Below are 14,858 nucleotides of genomic sequence, written 5' to 3' on the forward strand. Positions count from 1 at the left end.
AGTTTGTCAGGAGGTCGTGTTGGCATTTCGGCGGGAATCCTGAGTGGGGGCCGCCACGCGTTGTTATTGTCAGGTCTGCCGTAGACGCCGCAACTGCGTTGAGTATCGACGATTTTTTCAGAAAATGCAGGGCAGGGTTGTATCAATTTGTAAGAGTTTCTTTTCCCCAGATACGCAAACGTCCGCGCGAGGCGGACGTTTGGGGGAGGCCGTTGCCGGCCTCGGTTCTGTCAGTCGGACTGACGCACTGATCAGGCCAGGTTTTCGTTAACGAAATCCCAGTTGACCAGGTTCCAGAACGCTTCCAGGTAGTTCGGGCGGGAGTTGCGGTAATCGATGTAGTACGCGTGCTCCCAGACATCCACGGTCAGTACCGGCTTGTCGGCACCGGTCAGCGGAGTCTCGGCGTTGCTGGTGTTGGTGATGGCGACGCTGCCGTCAGCCTTCTTTACCAGCCAGGTCCAGCCAGAACCGAAGTTGTTGGCGGCCTTGTCGTTGAACTCTTTCTTGAACGCGTCGAAGGAACCGAAGGCCTTCTCGATGGCGTCTTTGGCAGCGCCAGTGGGCTCGCCACCGCCGTTCGGGCTCAGGCAGTGCCAGTAGAAGGTGTGGTTCCAGACCTGCGCGGCGTTGTTGAACAGCGGGCCGCTGGCGCTCTTGATGATGTCTTCCAGGGACTTGTTGGCGTTGTCGGTGCCTTCCACCAGGCCATTCAGCTTGGTCACATAGGTGTTGTGGTGCTTGCCGTAATGGTACTCAAGCGTTTCCTGGGAGATGTGCGGTTCCAGAGCGTTCTTTTCGTAAGGTAGTGCGGGAAGTTCAAATGCCATGAGGTCGTTCTCCCTGTCTCTCTGAGTTATGTGGATGTACAAAGCACCAATATAGGGTCGAATGTGGGTATATCAACCCTTTGGTGTTAAAGAACTTTTAAACGCCGGGCTGCCGGGCAGGAACTGCGCGCAGTTGCGCACCCGCCAGACCAGTTCCTCGTAGCTGTCCGCCAGGATGTTGACGTGGCCAAGCTTACGGCCGGCCCGCTCCCCTTTATTATAGAGATGGACCTTGGCGTAGGGCAGTTCGAGAATGCGGTCGATGTCGCCGTGTTCGCCAATGATGTTGATCATGCAGCTGAGGCCTCGAGCCTCCACGCTGCCCAGGTGATGGCCGCTGACCGCCCGGATGTGGTTCTCGAACTGGCTGGTGACCGCGCCCTCGATGGTCCAGTGTCCGGAGTTGTGAACGCGGGGCGCCATCTCGTTGGCGACCAGGCCATCCTCGGTTTCGAACAACTCGAGGGTGAGTACGCCGACATAGTCCAGTTCGTTCAGTAGGGCCCGGATGTAGCGCTCGGCCGACTCCTGCACCGCCTTGTCCAGTTTCGGGGCCGGCGCGATGGAATAGCGCAGGATGCCCTCATGGTGGGTGTTTTCGGCCATGGGGTAGAAGGCAACGTCGCCGTCCTCGGCGCGCACGGCGATGATGGACACCTCGCGGGTGAACTCAACGAACTTTTCCACGATCAGGCGCGGATGGCCGATGTCGGCCCAGGCCTGCTCGGCGTCGTCCGGACTGCGCAGGACCGCCTGACCCTTGCCGTCGTAGCCTTCGGTGTTGGACTTGGCCACCACCGGGCAGCCCAGTTCCTCGGCGGCCGCCTTGAGCGACTCGGCGCTGTCGGCAATTTTCCAGGCCGGGGTCGGAATGCCGAGCTGGCCGAACAGGGTCTTTTCCAGTTCCCGGTTCTGGCACACCTGCAGGGCGCGAGGGCAGGGGTGTACCGGTTTTTCCTTGGCCAGCTTCTCCGCAACCTCGACCGGCAGGTGTTCGAACTCGTAGGTCACCCGATCCACTCGGGAGAGAAAATCGTCCTGGTACTGGCCTTCGCGGTCGATGATCACTTCGCCCAGGCCCGCGCTGGGGCTGCCGGACATGTCATAGAATACAAAGGTTTTTGCCAGGGGGTAGCCGGCCAGGGCCAGCATGCGTCCAAGTTGGCCTGCGCCAAGAACACCAATTCTCATCTCTGTTCTCCTGCCAGTCATGGGCATCTGAAGCGGTCAGTGTGAACGGGGTTACTGCTCTCGAGGGTCTGGATTGTCCAGGATGGTCTGGGTCTGGGTCGCCCGAAACTCATCCACGGCCTTGCGGACCGCGTCATCGGAGGTGCCGATGATCTGTGCCGCCAGCAGGCCGGCATTGGTGGCGCCGGCCTTGCCGATGGCCAGGGTGCCGACGGCAATGCCGCCGGGCATTTGCACGATGGACAGCAGCGAATCCAGACCGTTGAGCGCCTTGGACTGGACCGGCACGCCCAGTACCGGCAATGACGTCTGCGACGCCACCATGCCCGGCAGGTGCGCGGCGCCACCGGCTCCGGCGATGATGACCTTAAGGCCCCGGTCGGCGGCGGTCTTGGCGTAGTCGAACAGCAGGTCCGGCGTGCGATGGGCGGACACCACTTTGGTCTCGTACGCAACGCCCAGCTTTTCCAGCATCTGTGCGGCGTGTTCCATGGTGGGCCAGTCGGATTTCGAACCCATAATGAGTCCTACAAGCGGCTGCATAAGCAACAGTCCTGTGATGATGGGAAAGCCGGCCATTGTATGATTTGGTCAGTTGCCATGCAACAAAGCCCAGCCGGCCTCAGCGCCGGTTTCCGGGGTGTTGGCAAGGCTTTGGTTCACCCTGTTTGTAAGTGCATGTATTATCAAGGCTTGAGAACAAGCCGGTCCATAACCAGGAGTTGTAATGGAACCCATCCGTCCCGATGACGACGAACTCAGAAGCGACGTACCGACCATCAGCGCAGACCGCCGGCGCGCGGGCAGCAAGGCTGACCGGGGTGACGCCGGTGGCAGTGGTGCGTCGCCAAAGGCTGGTGGTGGTCGCCAGGGCGGTGGTGGCCGTGGGCGCGGTGCGCTGATGGCCTTGGCTCTGATGGTGGTCGCCGGGCTGGCCGGGGCCGGCTGGTACGCGCAGGAACAGCGCATCCAGGCGCTGGAGGGCCAGTTGGAGGAAGCCGATTACTGGGCGCGGCAAAGCAAGCTGGCACTGGCGCGTTTCGAGGGCGAGTTGTCGGAGACCGGGGAAAACCTGCAGGAACGCGGCGCCTCGCTGGCAGAGCAGATTGCGGCGAACAAGCAGGCCCTGGAGGTCGCCGACAGTGAAATCAGAAAGCTGTGGGTGGTTGCCAACGAGCGCAACAAGGCCCGACTGGACGACCATCAGGGTCGGCTGGCGGAGCTTGAGACCGGGGTGGCCGAGGGCGCCGAAGCGCTCACCGCGCTCAAGGCTTCGGTTGCGTCGGTGCAGTCGTCCCTGTCGGCCGATCTTGCCGCGCTGGAGGAGCAGACCCGAACTTCCATCGCCTCCCTGGAACGGTCGAACCAGCAGGCCACCGACCAGTTGGCCCGGCTCAGCCAGCAGATGGCCGATGTCGATCAGCTGGTTGAGCGCCGCCTGCGCCGCTTCGAGCAGGAACAGAAGCTGACCCTCAGTGGCATGGACGGCCGGATAGCCGCGCTGGAGAAAGCGTCGGATGGCCTTGCCGGCGAGGGCAGCGTGCAGGCGCTGCGCAATGAGCTGGCCAGCCTGAAGCGCACCGTGCAGGCCATCGACTCCTCTCGGGCGCAATTGACGTCCCGCCTGGTGCGGCTGTCCGAAGAGGTCAACAGCCTCAGGGCCCAGTCCACGCGCAATTGATCAGGCTGGGGCGGGCTGGTCAGCCGGTTTGAAACCGTTTGTAGTCAGCCCTTTGCGGTAGCTCTCATTTCTGCCCGCAGGCAGTTGTTATCATCGGTGCACTTGCGCAAGGAACAAGAGTGACCAACCATGATGACCTGCCTGCCCCCGTTCGTTTCGGCGATGATCCGGCCTGGCGCCCTGACGCTCCGGCTACTGACCCTGTCCGCCCTGTTGTTCAGCTCTGGCTGCACGGTCTATCAGTCCATCGGCAAGAGTGTCGGCGCCTTTCTGCACCCGGTATCCGGGCCGGATTTCGTGCACATTCCCAATGACCAGTGGGATCGGAAGAACGCGCTGTTGTATTTCTACCGCACCCACTCCCAGTGGGCGGCGGACGAAATCGAGTCCCCCAGCGTGTACATCGACGACAAGCACTACTTCAATATCCGCAACGACAGCTACACCTGGCTGGAAGTGAGCCCCGGCGAACGCCACATCGCCATGCGCCGTCCGCTGCTCGGCCTGGAGGGGCTCAACTCCTTCAGCTTGAGCCTGATTGCCGACGCCACGCTGACGGTTGAGCCCGGCCGCATCTATTACCTGCGCTACAACGAGCTGTCCGAGCCCGACCAGCCGCACCCGGATCTGGACCCGGAGCACCCCCTGGCCCAGGGCGACCTCCAGCTGGTGACCCGCAGCTACGCCATGCGCGCGGATCAGATCGTCAGCACCCGATTCCTGAACAGCGACCTGCTGGCACCGAATCACGCTGCCACGTCGATCGTCGAAATCAATGAGGACATGGACTACGAGCGTCGGCTGGTGCTGCTGGAAGAGGAGCGGGAGCTTGAAATCGAACGCCTGAAGGACGAGGGCAAATACCAGTCGACGTCCTGGTTTTGGCCCTTCGGTGGCGGGCCGACCGTGCCGCTGGAAACCGATCGCAAAATCGAGCAACTGGAGCAGGATTACGCCCGGCTTGAGTTGGAGCGAGAGCGCCGCCGGGCCGCGGAAGAGGGCGACGGCTGGTGGATCTTCTGACCGGTTGGCCAGGCTGCCCGTTCGGCGGCCATCCGGGACATTGTCGGGAGTGCGCTGGCTGACTACACTGACGACTGTTGCATTACAACGGACGTCAGAATCATGGCATTGAAGGAAATAGTGCGGGGGCAGCTGGAAAAATGGTCCCGCGAGCTGGAGCCGAGGTGGCGGGAAACCTGGACCGAGGTTCAGTATCGGCTGGATGAACTCAACTGCTCCCTGGCCAATCGCACCGTCCCGGACGAGCGTCGGGCCCGGGTCAGTGAGCTGTCGCTGCGCCAGAAGGCGGAAGAGGCTGGTCAGGGCAAGGCCAGGCTGAAGGTGGTCAAGGGGCGCAACCGGGCCTCGGCCGCGAAATAGATTTTGATCAGAAAGTGTACGCTTTTTAAGGGGTTGGAAGTTTTTTTGAGTTTTTTTCTGAAAAGGTTTGACACCGTCAGGGAAATGCTTAAAATGCGCGTCTCACTTGGTCGAGACAGCAACGCCTGACTCGGCAGCCAGCGCTCAGCGTTGCAAGTGAATGGCTTGAAAGTAAGTCGAAAGTGGGTGGTTAGCTCAGCTGGGAGAGCATCGCCCTTACAAGGCGAGGGTCACTGGTTCGATCCCAGTACCACCCACCACTTTCAAAGCGCATCGCCGGATCACCCCGTCCGGCTCTGGATTCAGGTCACAAGACCGGATCGATGCGGAGCGGTAGTTCAGTTGGTTAGAATACCGGCCTGTCACGCCGGGGGTCGCGGGTTCGAGTCCCGTCCGCTCCGCCACTTATTCCCGGGTGGTTAGCTCAGCTGGGAGAGCATCGCCCTTACAAGGCGAGGGTCGCAGGTTCGATCCCTGCACCACCCACCAGATTCGAAAAAGGCAGGCCCTCGGGCCTGCCTTTTTTATTCCTATTTGCCAATCAGCGATTGACCACAGACCCTCACGACGTTCCCGTTTACGCCGCTGGATGCCGGGCTGCAGTACCAGGCAATGGCCTCGGCCACATCCACCGGCAAGCCGCCCTGGGACAGGCTGTTCATGCGTCGACCGGCCTCGCGGATGGTGATCGGCATGGCCGCGGTCATCTGGGTTTCGATGAAGCCCGGGGCGATGGCGTTGATGGTGACACCATTCTTCAGTTGCTTGGCCATGGCCTCGACGTAGCCGATGACGCCGCTCTTGGCCGTGGAATAGTTGGTCTGGCCAAAGTTGCCGGCGATGCCGCTGATGGATGAGATGCACACGATGCGCCCGTTTTCCCGGAGCAGTGAACGGTGCGTCAGTTCCTCGTCAATCAGTTCCTCGGCGCTCAGGTTGACGGCAATGGTCATGTCCCAGAAATGCTCGGGCATGTTGCCCAGGGTCTTGTCGCGGGTGATGCCGGCGTTGTGGATGACCAGGTCAACGCCCTCGCAGTGTTCCTCAATGAAATCCCCGATCAGTTTGGGCGCCGCCTGGTCGGTGATGTCGCAGGCCATGGCCTTGCCATTCACCGAGTCCATCACCTTCTGCAGTTCGGCCATGGCCGGGGGAATATCCAGGCCAATGACGGTCGCGCCGTCCCGGGCCAGGGTCTCGGCGATGGCGGCGCCAATGCCGCGGGAAGCACCGGTCACCAGGGCGACCTTGCCGGTCAGCGGGGCCACCGGGTTGGTGGTGGGCGCAATGCTGCTCTTGCCGATACGAACCACCTGGCCGGAGACATAGGCGGAGCGCGGGGACAGGAAGAAGCGCACCGACGAATCCAGCTGCTTCTCGGCGCCGGGCGCCATCCAGATCAGGTTGGCGGTTGAGCCTTTCTTGCCGATTTCCTTGCCCACGCTGCGCACGAACCCTTCCAGGGCCTGCTGGGCGGCCGCCTGCGGCGCCTTGCGGCAGCTGGCCGGGTTCTGACCAATCACCAGAACCCGGGCATTGCCGCCCAGCTTCTTGATGGTGGGGTGAAAGAAGTCGTACACCGCCCGCAGGTCGTCCGGGCTCTTCAGGCCGGTGGCGTCGAACACCAGGGCCGAGAACCGCCGGTCAGCGAGCTGAGCCAGTTCCAGGGCCTTGGCCTTGTTGCCGGCCTTGGCCGAATCGTTCAGGGACTCGATGCCGCTGGCGTGGTACAGGCTGGCCGGACTGGCGCTGAGGATGCCGCCGACGGTGGCCACGGCTTTGGCGCCCGGCCCGGCGCCGATCAGGACGTCGCCTTCGATGAAGGGCTGGTCGGCGCGCTGCTGGCGCTTGAGCGTAACCGGGGAGGGCAGGCCCAGGGATTGTGCCGCGGTTTTACCCACCGGCGTGTTGACGAATTTCAGATAAAGGTCAGACATGGATTCTTCCTTGCGTTTTCAGTTGTGCCTTGGAACTGCAAATCGGTCTACAGGGTAAAGAATCGACCAGTTTTTGTATTGACTCAACGCCAGGTGCGCGTTGTCAGGCCTGCCAATGAGCGTCTAGTCTTTCCGGTTAGACTGCTCGCAAGTTCATCACTTCTTGAAAGGACGTCACCATGGCACAGGCAGCGAAAACCACCCAGCGCAAATCTCCGTCCCGGGCGAAAAAGCCGGCGGCAGGCGGCACCGGCATCCGGCGGGTGGCCATCATCGGCGGCAATCGCATTCCCTTTGCAAAGTCGAACACCGCCTACAGCAAGGTCAGCAATCAGGAGCTGCTGACTTCGGCGCTGCGGGGCCTGGTGGATCGCTACGACCTTCAGGGCCAGCGCCTGGGCGAGGTGGTTGCCGGCGCCGTGATCAAGCACTCCCGGGACTTCAATCTGACCCGGGAAGCGGCGCTCAGTTCCGGCCTGGCCCCGGAGACCCCGGCCTATGACATTCAGCAGGCCTGCGGTACCGGCCTGGAGGCGGCGATCCTGGTTGCCAACAAGATCGCTCTGGGGCAGATCGAGTGCGGCATCGCCGGCGGCACCGACACCACCTCGGACGCCCCCATCGGTGTCGGTGAAGGCCTGCGGGAAATCCTGCTGGACCTGAACCGGGCCAAGACCGTGAAGGATCGGCTGAAAATCCTGGGCCGGTTCCGGCCAGGTCACCTGGTGCCGGAAGTACCGGAGAACGGTGAGCCCCGCACCGGAATGTCCATGGGCGACCATGCCCAGGTCACCGCGCACGAGTGGGGCATTGCCCGGGAGGACCAGGACCAGCTGGCCTGGGAGAGTCACCAGAAGCTGGCCAAGGCCTACGAAGAGGGGTTCTTTGCCGATCTGATGACGCCGCTGGCGGGGCTGGAGCGGGACAACATCCTGCGCCCGGACACCACCCTGGAGAAGCTCGCGACTCTGAAGCCCTGTTTTGACCGGGAGCAGGGCACCATGACCGCCGCCAACAGCACGGCGCTGACCGACGGCGCCTCATGCGTGCTGCTGGCCAGCGAGGACTGGGCCAAGGCCAACAACCTCGAGGTCAAGGCCTGGCTGACCTTCTCGGAGGTCGCCGCGGTGGATTTTGTCGACCAGAAGGAAGGGCTGCTGATGGCGCCGGCGTACGCGGTGCCGCGCATGCTGGAGAAGGCCGGGCTCAGTCTGCAGGATTTCGACTTCTACGAAATCCACGAGGCCTTCGCCTCCCAGGTGCTGTCCACGTTGAAGGCCTGGGAGAGCCCGGAATTCTGCAAGCAGCGTCTGGGTCTCGAGCAGCCCCTGGGCAGCATCGACCGCGCCCGCCTGAACGTGAAAGGCAGCAGCCTGGCCGCCGGTCACCCGTTTGCCGCCACCGGTGGGCGCATCGTCGCCACCCTGGCGAAACTGCTGGAGCAGAAGGGCAGCGGTCGCGGTCTGATTTCCATTTGCGCCGCCGGCGGCCAGGGCGTCACCGCGATCCTCGAGCGCTAGAAGAAATAGTTGGTAAATTGGCTTTGACAGAGCCGGGGGCAAACCGTATCATGCGCGCCACGTTGATCGGGGAGGCCCCCGAGCGGCGCGTTATTGATGCGGGGTGGAGCAGTCTGGTAGCTCGTCGGGCTCATAACCCGAAGGTCGTTGGTTCGAATCCAGCCCCCGCTACCATTTCCTTCAGTTTTGGTGTTGGTCGCCCGATGTAATAGCCCTGGGCATAGGCCACACCCAGTTCCTCAAGCTTCCTCAGCGTTTCAGCATCTTCCACGAATTCGGCGATGGTTCGCATGCCGAACGCGTTCACCATTTTGTTCAGACTCTCCACAAACACCTGGTTGTCAGTGTTGCTTTCCAGATCCCGAATGTAGGATCCATCCAGTTTGACGTAACTCAAGGGCAGCTTCTTCAGGTAGCTGAACGACGAGAACCCGACCCCGAAATCGTCCAGGGCCACCAATATGCCGGCCTCGTGGATGCGCTCCAGGTTGTTCAGCACCATCTGGAAGTTCTCGATGTACGCGGTTTCAGTCAGCTCGATGATGATGTGGCTGGGATTCACCTCGTATTTCTGGATCAGGCCAATCAGGATCTCCGGGAAGCTGCTGGACTGGAGGGTAGGCGCGGAGATGTTGATGGACAGGCTGAACGGCCTCTCCGGGTCCGAGGTGATGGCCAGCTTCTGCAAGGCATGGTCCAGGACCCATTCATCCACCAGTCGGATCAGGCCCATGCGCTCCGCAGCCGGGATGAAATCGCTGGGGTAGACCGGATTGCCGTCGGTGTCCTTGAGCCGCAGCAGCACCTCGTAATGGCTGACGGTTTCGGTCTTGATGGAGAAGATCGGCTGGTAGTTAAGTTCGAACAGGTCCTTGCGCTTCAGGGCCTGCTTCAGCAAGGACGTCAGGTCGTGGTCGCGGCGGATGTCGGCGAGATCGTTGGTGTCCGGGTCGAAGATCTGCCATTGGCCGCCGCCTTTCTTCTTGGCCTGGTACATGGCCATGTCGGCATGCACGATCAGCTCCTGTTCGGTCCGGCCATGCTCCGGAATCAGGGCTGCGCCGATGCTGACGGTGTACTCGACCACCCGGTCCTCACCCGGCAGCGGGATCTGTCCGTTCAATTGCTGGGTCAGTTTCTGCAGGAAGCGTTCGAGTTGCTCGGCGTTGATGTCCACCAGCACCACGGTGAATTCGTCGCCCGCCAGTCGGCTGATGGAGTCGCTGCCACGGACACCGGCACGCAGGGCCCCAGCGATCTGGATCAGCACACCGTCGCCGACCGTGTGGCCGTAGACATCGTTGATCTGCTTGAAGCGGTTGACGTCAATGAAGATGATGGCGCCGGGCCGGCCTGAATCCAGGACTTTCTGGAGATCGTGCTGAAAACCGCGGCGGTTGCCGATGCCGGTCAATGGATCGTTGTTGGCCAGCCACTCCAGGGCTTCCTCGTCCCGCTTGCGCTGGGTCAGATCAATGCCGATGGTCAGGAGAATGTTCCGACCCTTTTCATCCTCCACGATCGAGCAGGTCCAGTCGACGTAGATCGCGTTGCCCTGATGATTGGCGAACTCCGCGTCCAGCTGGATCACCTCGCACTGCTTGGCTTTCAGGCGTTCAATCCGGCTCTCGAAGGTCTTGCGGCTGTCTTCGGACACGAACAGGTCGCCGAATCTGCCGATGGTGCGCTTGAACTCGTTTTCGAAGCGGGCATTGCAGGTCAGGATGGTGCCATCCATGCTTTGGGTGGCAATGAACAGGTGGGAGCTGTCGATCAGGCGCTCCAGGAATGCCCGGGACCGGGTTATCACGGCAATCTGCTCGCGCAGGGACTGGTTCTTGTCCTCCACCTCAATGTGCAGCGCTTCCAGTTCACGGGTCACATACCGGGTGCTTTTCTCCAGCAGGGACAGCTCGTCCTGCAGGAGGCCGGGCTGGCGTGGCAGGCTTTCCCGGGCAAGGCGGTACTCATGCTTGGGCAGCAGTTTCAGGGCGTCGACCACGGCAAACAGGCGCCGCAGAGGGTTGAGCATGATCAGGATCAAAATGAGTTCGGACACCAGCAGCGCCAGGGCGCCGATCAACACACTGATCTTGACCGAATTGACCAGGTTCTGGTGTTGCTGGGCCTGGTCGCTAATGGCCATCAGAATGGGCGTCTGACCATAGGCGGGGTATTTAGTTGGGATGAGCGGGTTCAGGTGTAGCCGCTGCGCCTGAAACTCGGCCGCGTCCGCGGGGTCCAGGCGGTCGAGCGGGGTCGATAGCTGAATGTGCCGGAGTTGCGTCAGGGTTTCCTTGAATTGGCTGGCGGCCCAGAGCCTGAGGTCCCACTGTTCCAGGGTGCGCCCGTCGTAGGCGTCCCGGGCGATGTCGTCCAGTGGCGGCAGCAACACTGCCAGATCGGTGTTGGAAACCTGCTGGTAGCGTTGGATGATGTCCGCGATATTCTGTCCGGTAACGATCAGGGCCTCTGAACCGTCAGACAGCACAAAAGGTTCGATGACGAACTGGGAGCAACCGAATCCACAAAACAGGAAGGACGTTGGGGTGCGTGGCGGCGCGGCGTCTACAGCGCTCAGCACCGCATCGTGCAGTTGATCGGGCTCGGGAAACAGCAGTTGGTTGTGGGCGGAACCCAGCCGGTCGCCCCAAATACTGTACAGGCCGATGTAGTCAATGCCGGTGTTGATATTGAGTTCAATCCATTCGTTTTCCAGGTAACTCTGAAGCGCCTCGTTGCTCTCGGATTGGCTGGCGCGCTGGATTTCCGGGGTTTCGGCGATGAGCTGGGACAGCTGGGACAGGCGCAGGAAGTTGTCGTCCAGCAGCTGATTCAGAATGGCCTGCTGGCGAACGTGCAGATCATCGATGCGGCTGTCGTAGGTGTGAATGGCCTTGTAAATGTGCTGGCCGACCCAGGTGCCGGTGAGCGCGATCAGGATGAAGCTCAGGAAGGCGACCGCCTTCCATTTGAGGCTGAGGTACATAGGTCAGCAACCGAAGGATCAGAATTGGAAGTTTAGCGACAGGACATAGTAGTTCCAGTATTTCTGGAGATCCTCGTTCTCTCGGCCTTCGTACACCGGCAGCCACGCAGTGCCTTCGTTGAAGCTGGCCTGGCCAATCAGCGACCAGGACGGTGCGAACTGCCATTTTCCGCCCAGGGTCCAGCCCTTGCCGTAGCCGCGATAGCGATTGTTCGGTCGGCCGATGCTGTTTCCGGAACGGTTGTCCTTATCCAGGTAGAGTTCCTCGTAGCGGGTGAACCAGGAGGTCTCCAGGGTTGCCAGCCATTCAAGCTGGAGGTAGTAGCCCTCGGTCGTGACACTGTCCGAGGTGGGTTGGCCAAGGATGTCGGCCTCAAATTCGCTGTCGAGATTGAGGTACTCGGCGGTAATCACCCAGTCGTCGAAGCTGTACTGGACCGAGAAAATGGCAAATAACGCGTCGAACTCGGCATCGGTGATGTAGGCCTGAGGGTTGGCCAGAATATCCCCGGGCGGGGCGGCAATCAGGGCGGCTTGAGCCTCCTGGAGGGACCGGATGCCATCGAGGTCCACCTCCAGGTCCACCAGGCTCAGAGCGATTCTGAGGTCACGCTCGAAGGCCGGCACCAGGTTCACATGTAGCAGCCAGAGTGGGATGTCTTCGGATTCCCGGTTGGAAATCCTTCCACCAAACGCGAACTGCTCGAATTCCTCGGAATCGACTTTTCGTTCGCCACCGGCCACCTCCCAGGACAGCTGACTGCCACCGAACAGCGCCGAACCATAGAGATTGGCGCCATCCACCGACAGCAGGGTATCCCGGAAGGCTTCGAAATAGATGGATTCTGGCACGTTGTAGCCGGGGCGGGCGGAGGGAATGTCCCGAATGGCGTTGTAGAAACCGATGTTGTTTTTGACCCGGCCGGCGCGAATGCCCAGGGTCGTGTCCTGATCGCTGAAAATCAGATAGTCGGCGAGCAGGAAGTCGACACGCACGTCGCCGTCGTCGGCTTCGTCCTGGCGCCGGCTCAGCACCTGGCCGGCCAGCCTGAATTCGGGGGACAGCTCGACAAACCCGTTGACGCCCACCTCGCGGAATTTCAGCGAGCCGTCGTCGGCGTCGGTGCCGGCGTAGGGGTTGTCCGGGCTGTACAGGTAGGCCTGGTTCAGGAATCCGTGGATCTGAGCGTTCTCGGTCACCTCAATGCCGAAGGCGGGTGAACTGAGCGCGAGCGTCGTCAGCAGGGCTGGCAAAATCGGTCTGTTCACGGCTGACTCCCTCCCAACTCCAGCACGCCCTCCGTCGGGAAATTCTCAGAGACGTAACCAATGGCGCCCGGTGTCGACCGGATCACATCCAACATCGCTTCCTCCGATTCGACCACGGTCGGGGCCCGGCCCGTGCCGGTGAACAACATACGGTTCCAGATCCGGTCCAGTTGATGGGCCTGGACCTTGAGCCGGTCGACGACGAACGTGCGATGGAGATCGCTGGTGCTGGGCATAACGAAGACCTGAATGGCCGTGCCGTTGGGCCAGCGTCGGACCTGCATGGCAAAGATCTGGTTGAGGTACAGGGAGTCCAGCGCCGTTGAGTCAATCTCCGGATTCAACAGAACCTTCGGGGCGGACAACGAGGGGAACGCCGCCAGCAGAAACAGGCTCATTATGAGGAATCGGCTGGAACGGAGGCAGTCCAATTGCCGGGCGTTTTCGATCATGCAATGGCGTCGCGTCGTGAAACTTAGGTTTATTTGTAGCTGAGTGTCTCCGAATCTGCACGGAAATTCTGTAAATTTTCCAGCTTCTTAGGTGAAAAACTGTAGTCTTTTTAGGCCATGCTTGGTGGCTGGAACCCGGCCAGGCCCGCCCGCTCAAGCAACTCCGCGAATCGAATGGTGGTCAGATCACGCCCCGGGGCGCCGATGACCTGGACGTTGTACGGCAGCCCGTCGTCGGTCAGGCCGACCGGCACCGAGGTGGCGGGCAGTCCGAGCAGGGTAGCCAGGGCAATCCAGCAGAACTGGTCCATGTAGGCCCGAGGTTGGCCGGCCACCAGGATGCGGCGCTTGAACACCGGTTGCGAATGATCGTGCCGGATGGCAGTGGTCGGGGTTACCGGGGTCAGCAGCACATCGAACTCCTCGAATAGGGGCTCGATCTCGCTGCGCATTTTTTCCCGGACCTCGTTCCACACCGCGCGCTGGTGGGCGGCCTGATTGACGCCCCGGCCGTACTCGGCGATGAACGGGGTAACCGGGCCAAACAGGTGCAGCCACTTGTCCAGGCGGGCAATCCATTTCATCTGCCGCCGTTGTGGCGGCGTGAGGGAGGCCGACAGCAGGCTGCCGAGCAGATTGAAGTAGGCCGGCAGGATGTGCTCCAAGTTCAGGAGGCGGTGCTGGGCGTTGGCCACCAGAGCCCCCTGTGCCTCCAGTTGCCGGCCGAGGGCGCGGTAGCCTTCACTCAGCTCCGCGTCGATGCCGCACAGGGGATCATCCAGCCACAGGCCGACCCGGGTCTGCTCGAGCCGGTCCAGTTGTGCCGGTTCCATGACCAGCTGCCAGCTCCGGGCGTCGGCCGGTCGAGGGCCGGCCACAACCTTCAGCAACAGTTCCAGATCCTGGCTGCAGCGGGCCATGGGGCCGCCCTCGGCCAGGTCCGGTTGCGACTGGGTGCCCGGTGGCCCCGGAATGTGGCCGCGCATGGACACCAGGTCGCGACTGGGCTTGTGGCCAAAGACCCCGCAGAAATGGGCGGGGGTGCGGATGGATCCGGCCAGGTCGCTGCCTACCTCCAGGGGCGTCAGGCCCCCGGCCAGCGCGGCCGCGGCGCCGCCGGAGGAGCCGCCCGGGGTCCGTTCCGGGTCGTAGGGGTTGCGGGTGACCCCGAACAGCTTGTTGTAGCTCTGCAGGTCGGTGGCGTAGAGCGGCACGTTGGTCTTGCCGAGAATGATGGCGCCGGCGGCCTCCAGTCGCTCGGCGACATCGGAGTGCCGGTCGGGCCGATGGCCGGCCAGGGCCGGGGCGCCAGCGGTGGTGGCCATGCCGGCTACTTCCCAGGTGTCCTTGAGCGTCAGGGGCAGGCCGTGCAGGGCCCCTGTGGCCTCGCCCGCGGCCCGTTGCCGATCCGCTGCGCGGGCCCGCTCCAGGGCCGCCGCCTTGTCCAGGGTCACGACGGCATTGATGGCGCTGTTGTGCTGGTCAATGCGAGCCAGAAGCTGCTCGGTCAGACGTTCGCTGGTCAGGCGACCGGCTTCCAGGTCAGCCAGCAGTTCGTGCGCCGGTCGGTAGTGCGTCGGGTCCATAGGGTATCGGCCTTGTTGTT

General features: G+C 62.1%; 13 protein-coding genes and 4 tRNA genes. 9 read left to right on the top strand and 8 right to left on the bottom strand.

What is annotated here, in order from left to right; translation table 11 throughout:
- Nucleotides 1-251: 251 nt before the first annotated feature.
- The 3 genes from sodB to purE all read right to left on the bottom strand — a co-directional run bounded on the left by sodB (nucleotide 252) and on the right by purE (nucleotide 2,564).
- Nucleotides 252-830, bottom strand: a complete 579-nt coding sequence (gene sodB, locus U5822_RS12460; RefSeq protein WP_322855945.1) for a superoxide dismutase [Fe] — start codon at nucleotides 828-830, stop codon at nucleotides 252-254.
- A gap of 72 nt (nucleotides 831-902) precedes the next feature.
- Entirely contained in the window at nucleotides 903-2,021 is a 1,119-nt protein-coding gene (locus U5822_RS12465; RefSeq protein ID WP_322855946.1) for a 5-(carboxyamino)imidazole ribonucleotide synthase, read from the bottom strand.
- A 51-nt stretch (nucleotides 2,022-2,072) separates the two neighbouring features.
- A complete protein-coding gene (purE, locus tag U5822_RS12470) occupies nucleotides 2,073-2,564 on the bottom strand; it encodes a 5-(carboxyamino)imidazole ribonucleotide mutase (RefSeq protein WP_322855947.1) in 492 nt (163 codons plus the stop codon).
- Between the two features lie 184 nt (nucleotides 2,565-2,748).
- On the opposite strand from purE, the gene U5822_RS12475 reads away from it, so the two are divergent.
- The 6 genes from U5822_RS12475 to U5822_RS12500 all read left to right on the top strand — a co-directional run bounded on the left by U5822_RS12475 (nucleotide 2,749) and on the right by U5822_RS12500 (nucleotide 5,574).
- On the top strand, nucleotides 2,749-3,702 hold the full coding sequence (locus tag U5822_RS12475) for a coiled-coil domain-containing protein (protein WP_322855948.1): 954 nt from the start codon (nucleotides 2,749-2,751) through the stop codon (nucleotides 3,700-3,702).
- A gap of 162 nt (nucleotides 3,703-3,864) precedes the next feature.
- Nucleotides 3,865-4,725 carry a DUF2846 domain-containing protein gene (locus U5822_RS12480; protein ID WP_322856928.1) on the top strand — a complete coding sequence of 287 codons (861 nt, stop codon included), beginning with the start codon at nucleotides 3,865-3,867 and terminating at the stop codon, nucleotides 4,723-4,725.
- Nucleotides 4,726-4,827: 102 nt separating this feature from the next.
- Entirely contained in the window at nucleotides 4,828-5,085 is a 258-nt protein-coding gene (locus tag U5822_RS12485; RefSeq protein ID WP_322855949.1) for a hypothetical protein, read from the top strand.
- Between the two features lie 184 nt (nucleotides 5,086-5,269).
- Nucleotides 5,270-5,345: transfer RNA gene (locus tag U5822_RS12490), tRNA-Val, on the top strand.
- A 67-nt stretch (nucleotides 5,346-5,412) separates the two neighbouring features.
- Nucleotides 5,413-5,489 (top strand) — tRNA-Asp (locus U5822_RS12495).
- Nucleotides 5,490-5,498: 9 nt separating this feature from the next.
- Nucleotides 5,499-5,574, top strand: a tRNA-Val gene (locus U5822_RS12500).
- 41 nt (nucleotides 5,575-5,615) lie between these two features.
- Here the strand turns inward: U5822_RS12500 and U5822_RS12505 are convergent.
- Nucleotides 5,616-7,022 (bottom strand): 3-oxoacyl-ACP reductase, encoded by a 1,407-nt coding sequence (locus tag U5822_RS12505; protein WP_322855950.1) that lies wholly within the window; start codon nucleotides 7,020-7,022, stop codon nucleotides 5,616-5,618.
- Between the two features lie 179 nt (nucleotides 7,023-7,201).
- On the opposite strand from U5822_RS12505, the gene U5822_RS12510 reads away from it, so the two are divergent.
- The gene (locus tag U5822_RS12510; protein ID WP_322855951.1) at nucleotides 7,202-8,542 is read left to right on the top strand and encodes an acetyl-CoA C-acetyltransferase; all 1,341 of its coding nucleotides are present in this window, start codon (nucleotides 7,202-7,204) and stop codon (nucleotides 8,540-8,542) included.
- Between the two features lie 97 nt (nucleotides 8,543-8,639).
- A tRNA-Met gene (locus U5822_RS12515) sits at nucleotides 8,640-8,716 on the top strand.
- On the opposite strand, the gene U5822_RS18380 is transcribed toward U5822_RS12515, so the two are convergent.
- Nucleotides 8,673-10,688, bottom strand: coding sequence for a putative bifunctional diguanylate cyclase/phosphodiesterase (locus U5822_RS18380; RefSeq protein ID WP_425259414.1), 2,016 nt, complete (start codon nucleotides 10,686-10,688; stop codon nucleotides 8,673-8,675). The genes U5822_RS12515 and U5822_RS18380 overlap by 44 nt on opposite strands.
- Nucleotides 10,689-11,132: 444 nt before the next feature.
- Between U5822_RS18380 and U5822_RS12530 the strand changes: the two genes are divergently transcribed.
- Nucleotides 11,133-11,567, top strand: a complete 435-nt coding sequence (locus U5822_RS12530) for a hypothetical protein (RefSeq protein ID WP_322855954.1) — start codon at nucleotides 11,133-11,135, stop codon at nucleotides 11,565-11,567.
- Here the strand turns inward: U5822_RS12530 and U5822_RS12535 are convergent.
- The 3 genes from U5822_RS12535 to U5822_RS12545 all read right to left on the bottom strand — a co-directional run bounded on the left by U5822_RS12535 (nucleotide 11,550) and on the right by U5822_RS12545 (nucleotide 14,838).
- Nucleotides 11,550-12,800, bottom strand: a complete 1,251-nt coding sequence (locus tag U5822_RS12535; protein WP_322855955.1) for a hypothetical protein — start codon at nucleotides 12,798-12,800, stop codon at nucleotides 11,550-11,552. The two genes, U5822_RS12530 and U5822_RS12535, sit on opposite strands and share 18 nt — an antisense overlap.
- Nucleotides 12,797-13,198 carry a type 2 periplasmic-binding domain-containing protein gene (locus tag U5822_RS12540; RefSeq protein WP_322855956.1) on the bottom strand — a complete coding sequence of 134 codons (402 nt, stop codon included), beginning with the start codon at nucleotides 13,196-13,198 and terminating at the stop codon, nucleotides 12,797-12,799. Before U5822_RS12540 ends, U5822_RS12535 begins: the two co-directional genes overlap by 4 nt.
- Before the next feature lie 164 nt (nucleotides 13,199-13,362).
- A complete protein-coding gene (locus U5822_RS12545) occupies nucleotides 13,363-14,838 on the bottom strand; it encodes an amidase (RefSeq protein WP_322855957.1) in 1,476 nt (491 codons plus the stop codon).
- Between the last annotated feature and the right edge of the window lie 20 nt (nucleotides 14,839-14,858).

This window comes from Marinobacter qingdaonensis, from assembly GCF_034555935.1.
Lineage (GTDB): Bacteria > Pseudomonadota > Gammaproteobacteria > Pseudomonadales > Oleiphilaceae > Marinobacter > Marinobacter qingdaonensis.

What these genes read in the sequence shown, in the direction of transcription:
- sodB (WP_322855945.1), bottom strand. Translation starts at nt 830, where the DNA reads ATGGCATTTGAACTTCCCGCACTACCTTACGAAAAGAACGCTCTGGAA.
- U5822_RS12465 (WP_322855946.1), bottom strand. Translation starts at nt 2,021, where the DNA reads ATGAGAATTGGTGTTCTTGGCGCAGGCCAACTTGGACGCATGCTGGCC.
- purE (WP_322855947.1), bottom strand. Translation starts at nt 2,564, where the DNA reads ATGCAGCCGCTTGTAGGACTCATTATGGGTTCGAAATCCGACTGGCCC.
- U5822_RS12475 (WP_322855948.1), top strand. Translation starts at nt 2,749, where the DNA reads ATGGAACCCATCCGTCCCGATGACGACGAACTCAGAAGCGACGTACCG.
- U5822_RS12480 (WP_322856928.1), top strand. Translation starts at nt 3,865, where the DNA reads ATGATCCGGCCTGGCGCCCTGACGCTCCGGCTACTGACCCTGTCCGCC.
- U5822_RS12485 (WP_322855949.1), top strand. Translation starts at nt 4,828, where the DNA reads ATGGCATTGAAGGAAATAGTGCGGGGGCAGCTGGAAAAATGGTCCCGC.
- U5822_RS12505 (WP_322855950.1), bottom strand. Translation starts at nt 7,022, where the DNA reads ATGTCTGACCTTTATCTGAAATTCGTCAACACGCCGGTGGGTAAAACC.
- U5822_RS12510 (WP_322855951.1), top strand. Translation starts at nt 7,202, where the DNA reads ATGGCACAGGCAGCGAAAACCACCCAGCGCAAATCTCCGTCCCGGGCG.
- U5822_RS18380 (WP_425259414.1), bottom strand. Translation starts at nt 10,688, where the DNA reads ATGGCCATTAGCGACCAGGCCCAGCAACACCAGAACCTGGTCAATTCG.
- U5822_RS12540 (WP_322855956.1), bottom strand. Translation starts at nt 13,198, where the DNA reads ATGAGCCTGTTTCTGCTGGCGGCGTTCCCCTCGTTGTCCGCCCCGAAG.
- U5822_RS12545 (WP_322855957.1), bottom strand. Translation starts at nt 14,838, where the DNA reads ATGGACCCGACGCACTACCGACCGGCGCACGAACTGCTGGCTGACCTG.